General features: G+C 65.1%; 7 protein-coding genes and 1 pseudogene. 2 read left to right on the forward strand and 6 right to left on the reverse strand.

Translation table 11 applies throughout. From position 1 onward, the window contains the following. A pseudogene (gene glnA, locus QM712_RS35930) lies at positions 1–277 on the forward strand (glutamine synthetase); the annotation flags it as partial. Between the two features lie 115 nt (positions 278–392). Here glnA and QM712_RS35935 read toward each other — a convergent pair. Next, on the reverse strand, positions 393–1,004 hold the full coding sequence (locus QM712_RS35935) for a hypothetical protein (protein WP_415027884.1): 612 nt from the start codon (positions 1,002–1,004) through the stop codon (positions 393–395). A 159-nt stretch (positions 1,005–1,163) separates the two neighbouring features. Beyond that, positions 1,164–1,937 carry a gamma-glutamyl-gamma-aminobutyrate hydrolase family protein gene (locus QM712_RS35940; RefSeq protein WP_415027885.1) on the reverse strand — a complete coding sequence of 258 codons (774 nt, stop codon included), beginning with the start codon at positions 1,935–1,937 and terminating at the stop codon, positions 1,164–1,166. A 289-nt stretch (positions 1,938–2,226) separates the two neighbouring features. On the opposite strand from QM712_RS35940, the gene QM712_RS35945 reads away from it, so the two are divergent. After that, positions 2,227–3,360 (forward strand): AI-2E family transporter, encoded by a 1,134-nt coding sequence (locus tag QM712_RS35945; RefSeq protein ID WP_415027886.1) that lies wholly within the window; start codon positions 2,227–2,229, stop codon positions 3,358–3,360. Between the two features lie 6 nt (positions 3,361–3,366). Here QM712_RS35945 and QM712_RS35950 read toward each other — a convergent pair whose 3' ends face one another. The 4 genes from QM712_RS35950 to rpsI all read right to left on the reverse strand — a co-directional run. After that, the gene (locus QM712_RS35950; RefSeq protein WP_025036647.1) at positions 3,367–3,663 is read right to left on the reverse strand and encodes an antibiotic biosynthesis monooxygenase family protein; all 297 of its coding nucleotides are present in this window, start codon (positions 3,661–3,663) and stop codon (positions 3,367–3,369) included. A gap of 100 nt (positions 3,664–3,763) precedes the next feature. Next, on the reverse strand, positions 3,764–4,000 hold the full coding sequence (locus QM712_RS35955) for a hypothetical protein (RefSeq protein WP_415027887.1): 237 nt from the start codon (positions 3,998–4,000) through the stop codon (positions 3,764–3,766). A 56-nt stretch (positions 4,001–4,056) separates the two neighbouring features. Beyond that, a complete protein-coding gene (locus QM712_RS35960; protein ID WP_415027888.1) occupies positions 4,057–5,277 on the reverse strand; it encodes a diguanylate cyclase in 1,221 nt (406 codons plus the stop codon). A gap of 229 nt (positions 5,278–5,506) precedes the next feature. After that, positions 5,507–5,585 (reverse strand): 30S ribosomal protein S9 (gene rpsI, locus QM712_RS35965; protein ID WP_415027889.1); only part of this gene is annotated, 79 nt, incomplete at its 5' end.

The raw sequence follows: 5,585 nt of genomic DNA on the forward strand, positions 1-5,585 counted from the left end.
CGGCCTCGACGGCATCAAGAACAAGATCGATCCGGGTCCGGCGATGGACAAGGACCTCTACGATTTGCCGAAGGAAGAGCTCAAGCAGATCCCGACCGTGTGCGGCTCGCTCCGCGAGGCGCTCGAGAACCTCGACAAGGACCGCGCCTTCCTGAAGGCCGGCGGCGTGTTCGACGACGACTTCATCGATGCCTATATCGAGCTGAAGATGACCGAAGTCGCACGCTTCGAAATGACCCCGCATCCGGTCGAATTCGACATGTACTATTCGGGCTGATCGGCTCGAAAGCGTATCCGACAAGCAAAAGGCGCTCCGCGAGGAGCGCCTTTTCGCTTGGGAGGACCGATGGCGGATGACGCACGCGTCCGATCCGCGCCGGCGTTCCGCCGCCTCATTTGTCCGGGAAATTCACCCCGATCTCCGTCACCACCGGCGCCCACTTCACGAGCGCCGCATTGTCCGAAGACGCCTTCACACCGTCACCGGAAAGCGACTTCGGGGCACCGGCATTCTTGCCGAAGCGGATCGTGACGGTGCAGTCCCCTTCGAGCGGGCGGCTGAGCGCGCCGCCCTTCCAGTCGGTGACGAAGCCGCCATAGTCCCATTCGAAACCGCTGACGAGGAATGGCTTGCCATTGGCCTTCTGCACGTCCGCAAGGCTCGATCCGATGGTGATGCCGCCGACGCTCCATCGGCTGGTCTTCGCGCTGTCGCGCAGCGTCAAGCCAGAGGTGCGCCTGGCCTTGTCGTCGGTGAAGGCGACCTCGATGCGGCGGTCCGCCGCCTTCGGGAAGAGCACGACACCCTTGTACCGCTCGCCTTCCGCACCCGGCAGGTCCTGCACCACGGCCTCCTTGCCGTAGCGCTGCAGCAGGCTTTTCGTGGTGTCGTCCGGCGTCACCGGGAACGCGCAGGTGATCGGGCCCTCCTGCAATGGAGCGGTCTGGGCGAATGCGGGGGACGCGAGCAGGACGAGGGCAGCAAAGGCGACGTTACGTATCATCGGGATGCAATTCCGGTTTCAAAATCCGGACGGAGCGTAACGCATGCGGACCGTTCCGTCATTGCAAGCGCAGCAAGGCGATCGGGAATCCCACCGCGGAAAGGCTCGGGATTGCTTCGCTGCGCGCAATGACGGTGTGATGAGGCTCGCGTGGACAGCTTATGCCGTCGCGCGCTGACGGGCCGTGAGGGCTTCGCCAAAAGCCTCGAACAGCTTCCGGTTGATCGGATTGCGCTGCGGATCGTATTCGGCGTGCCATTGCACTCCGAGCGCGAAGGTCGGCGCTTCGGCGATCCGAATGGCCTCGATGGTGCCGTCCTCGGCGACGCCTTCGATCAGCACGCGCTTGCCGGGATCCAGGATGCCTTGGCCGTGCAGCGAGTTGACCCGGATCTTCTCGCAGCCGAGGATCTTCGCGAACGCTCCGCCCGGAGTGAGGGCAACGTCATGCCGGTCCGCGAAGACGACGGTGGGATCGGGATGGATCTCGCCATTTTCCAGCCGGGGCATGCGGTGGTTCATCCGGCCCGGTATTTCGCGGATCTCCGGATGCAGCGAGCCGCCGAAGGCGACGTTCATCTCCTGCAGGCCTCGGCAGATGCCGAACAGCGGGATGCCGCGGGAGACACAGGCCACCGAAAGCGCGAGCGCCACCTCATCGCGATGGATGTCATAGGGCTCGTGCTTCTCGCAGGGGTCGACGTTGAAGCGGGTCGGATGGACGTTGGCGCGGGCGCCGGTGAGGACGATGCCGTCGACGGTATCGAGCAGCGCGGCGATATCGGTGACGTCGGGCGCGCCCGCGAACATCACCGGCAAGCCACCGGAGACCTCGGCCACGGCGCGCAGGTTTCGCTCGCCGACCATCTGGACCTGAAATCGATTCTCGACGCGATGGGCGTTCCCGATCACGCCGACGACCGGCTTTCTCATCTCCCGTTCCGACCTCCCCGCCGAAGAAGATTCTCCAAACATGCCCATCGGAGGGAACAAATTCAACCGAATGGATCGCGGGACGGCAATGCTATTTTCGCGCAAATGCCTGGGCGGAGGCGAATTCGGCCTCGATCCGCAGACGTGTCCGGGCTCCGGATCGGCTGCCGCACACGCGCCGGACGCGGCCTTGGGCACGGGGACGCGTCAAACCGGCGCGCGGCTCCGGCTTGATCCCCGGCGATATTTAGCGAAAGAGTGCCCCAAGCCGCCCGCGAAAGGACCCGATGTGACAATTCCCGGAGACGAACGACCCCGGTCCCGCAGCGACCTGGCCTGGGCGATCTCGGTCGGCGGCATCGGCGTGGTGCTGTTCACCGGGCTGCTAGCCTTCACCTGGTATTTCGCGGCCACTCTGCTCCTGATCTTCACCGGGATGCTGCTCGGCGTCGGGCTGAACGCGCTGACCAATGCGCTCGGCCGCCGGCTGCACCTTCCGCATGCCCTTCGGCTCGCCATCGTCTGCATCGTGCTCGCATTGCTGCTTACGGGCGTGGCCTATCTCGGCGGCGCCACCATTGCGGAACAGGCATCGCTGCTGAGCAAGACCATCAAGTCGCAGATAGGCAATGTCAGGTCGTTCCTCGAAGGCCATGGCATCGACACCAGCTTCTTCGACCTCGGCAATGCCGCGCAAGCCTCCGCCGACGCACCGGCGCCGGCCGCCAATCCGGCCGCGCACGGCCAATTGCCGGGCGCCGGCGCGCTGGCCTCAAGCGGCGGCGCGATCGTGAGCCAGACCTTCAAGCTGCTGCTCGGCACGATCAGCGCCGTCGGCAACATCTTCATCGTGCTGTTCCTGGGTCTGGCCTTCGCTGCCCAGCCCGGAACGTACCACGACGGGCTGCTGTTCCTCACGCCGGCCCGATACCGCACGCGCGCCACGCTGATTATCGACCGCATCAGCGAAACGCTGGAGCGCTGGCTAATCGCCCAGATCATCGTCATGCTGGCGGTCGGCCTGGTGACGTGGGTCGGGCTTGCCGTCATCGGCATTCCCGGCTCGTTCATCCTGGGAATTCAGGCCGGCCTGCTCGCCTTCATCCCGACCGTCGGCGCCATCATCGCCGGCGTCATCGTGGTGCTGGCGAGCCTCGCTTCGGGCTGGATCGCGGCACTCTCGGCCTGTCTCCTGTTCCTCGGCGTGCATGCGATGGAGAGCTATGTGCTGACGCCGATCCTGCAGCGGCAGGCGCTGGACATTCCTCCGGCGACGCTGTTCGCGTTCCAGATCCTGCTCGGCGTCGTGTTCGGCATATGGGGCCTGGCCCTGGCGCTGCCGCTCGTGGCGATCGCCAAGGTCATGATCGACCATTTCAAGACGTACGAGGCGGACGCGCCGCCCCGGCCCAAACCGGCCTGAGGCGGCTCAGGTCGTCAGCACGGTCTCGGTGTGCTCGACCTCCGGGGGCGCGGCGAAATACTGGCCGACCAGACCACGCCACTCCGTGAAGTTCTCCGAGCCGCGGAAATCAACGGTGTGATTTTCCAGCGTCGCCCACTTCACCATCAGCCGGTAGCGTTGCGGCTTCTCGATCGACTTGTGCAGCTCGAAGCCGTGGAAGCCCTTGGAACGGCCGAAAGCGGCCTTGGCCTTGGCGACGGCCGCCTCAAAATCCTTCTCGCTGCCCGGCTTGACGTCGATTTGCGCGATTTCGGTGATCATCGTTTCCGCCCTTCTTGCTCGATGGGCGTGTCTACCGCAGCCCGCGCAAAAGAAAAAGGCGCCGAAACGGCGCCCTGGTCCAGCGGCCCACGCAGCTCTCTCAGCCGAACAGCAGCACCGTGCCCGCGACGATCAGCGCGCAACCGAGAAACAGCGCGAGCGGCCAGTAGCTGCGGCTCGGCGTATAGCGTCCCTGCGCGCGGCGCTCGGTGATGAGGGCGCTCTCGTATTCGTCCGCAGTGGAAAACAGGCATGCAAATCCGCCGCGCGCCGAAGCCGCCGCAGCTTCGAGCGACATCAGGGCAGCCTGCGGATTCTGTCGACGGATCGATTCCATGACCGGGATGGTAGGGATCGAACGGTAAACAGAGGATTACCGCAGGCCTCCGGCGTTCACGCCGGAGCGGACTGCGCCCGCGGCACACCGACGCGCGCCGCGCTCTGGCGGCGCCAGTTCTCCAGCGACAGCGGCAACTCCTCGGCCGCCTCGACGCGATTACGTCCGCCGCGCTTGGCCTGGTAGAGCGCGGTGTCGGCGGAGGCCAGCAGGACCTCGAGCTCGGTGCCGGCGGGACCACCGGCGACGCCGATGCTGACGGTGGTGTCGACGGGACCCTCGTCGACCACGACGCCGGAGGTCTCGAACGCTTCGCGCACGCGCTCGGCGACAAGGACGCCCTCTTCCAGCGCGCACGGCAGCAGCGCCGCGAATTCCTCACCGCCGATGCGGCCCGACAGATCGGAGATGCGCAGGTTGCTCACCACGACGGTCGAGAACAGCTTCAGCATCTCGTCGCCGGCGGGATGGCCGAAGCGGTCGTTGATCGACTTGAAGTGGTCGATGTCGAAGATCATCACGGTGACGGGGCGCCCGGCCTTGGCCTCGCGCTCGATCACGCGCGCGCAGGCCTCCGAGAAGCCGCGGCGGTTGAGCATGCCGGTCAGGGGATCGGTGGAAGCGGCGGTCCTGTGCGCCGTCACCGTGCGCTCCGACACCAGCATGAAGATCACGAACACGGTGCCGACGGCGTAGAGCACGAGTTCGACGGCGAAAACGGTGACCCAGATGCTGGCGGAAAAGCCGGTATCGTTGGGGCGGAGGAAGCTTCCGAGCAGGATCGGCAACATCAGCACGCAGCCGTGCATCACCGGCACGACGAAGGCCGGCCAGCGCCGTTTCAGGCTCTTGCGCCGCTCGACCCAGAGCTCGCTCGCGGTCAGCGCAGCGTAGAGCGAGACGATGCCGGCGCCGATGATCATGCGCAGCATCGACGCCGCGGGATCGATCAGCACGGTGGCCGCGATCCAGGCGAGCGCGCCGATCACAAGACCAGGCCAGTTCGGCTTGCGGCCATGAAAAACGCGCGCCGCATTCCACACCATGCCGCAGGCGACGAAGCCGACCGCATTCAGCGCCAGGGTCAGCTGAGGTCCGAGCTTCTCACCGGCAGCCGTCCACAGTGCGACGGAAGCGGCTCCGAGAAGATAGGCCGTGCCCCACCATTTCAGTGCGGGACTGTTCTCCTGCCTGCCGAAAAAAACCATCATGGCGCCGAGCAATGCGGCAATCATCGTCGCGACCAAATAGAGCGTACTACTATCGAGCGACATCATGTCGGCCCCCTCTTAAACAGAGCAGCGACGCGGTCAGCCCAGCCGACTTGCGCGCCCTTCCAATTGCGACGCTATGTCCCGCGCGTTCCATTCAGGTTTTCATCCGAGGCCAAGTTTTCGCGAAACACTCCATCAATTTGCGTACAAACGAACAACAAAAAGGGCGCTGAATTCAGCGCCCTTTTGCATCTCATTGAAGCCGCTTTCGCGGCGAATGCGATCGAAGCGATTAACGCTTCGAGAACTGGAAGGACCGGCGGGCCTTGGCCTTGCCGTACTTCTTACGCTCGACGACGCGGCTGTCGCGG

The sequence above is a fragment of the Bradyrhizobium sp. genome (genome assembly GCF_047605465.1).
Classification (GTDB): Bacteria; Pseudomonadota; Alphaproteobacteria; order Rhizobiales; family Xanthobacteraceae; genus Bradyrhizobium.

Coding starts and splice junctions, on each gene's coding strand:
- QM712_RS35935 (WP_415027884.1), bottom strand. CDS start 1,004: ATGATACGTAACGTCGCCTTTGCTGCCCTCGTCCTGCTCGCGTCCCCC.
- QM712_RS35940 (WP_415027885.1), bottom strand. CDS start 1,937: ATGAGAAAGCCGGTCGTCGGCGTGATCGGGAACGCCCATCGCGTCGAG.
- QM712_RS35955 (WP_415027887.1), bottom strand. CDS start 4,000: ATGGAATCGATCCGTCGACAGAATCCGCAGGCTGCCCTGATGTCGCTC.
- QM712_RS35950 (WP_025036647.1), bottom strand. CDS start 3,663: ATGATCACCGAAATCGCGCAAATCGACGTCAAGCCGGGCAGCGAGAAG.
- QM712_RS35960 (WP_415027888.1), bottom strand. CDS start 5,277: ATGATGTCGCTCGATAGTAGTACGCTCTATTTGGTCGCGACGATGATT.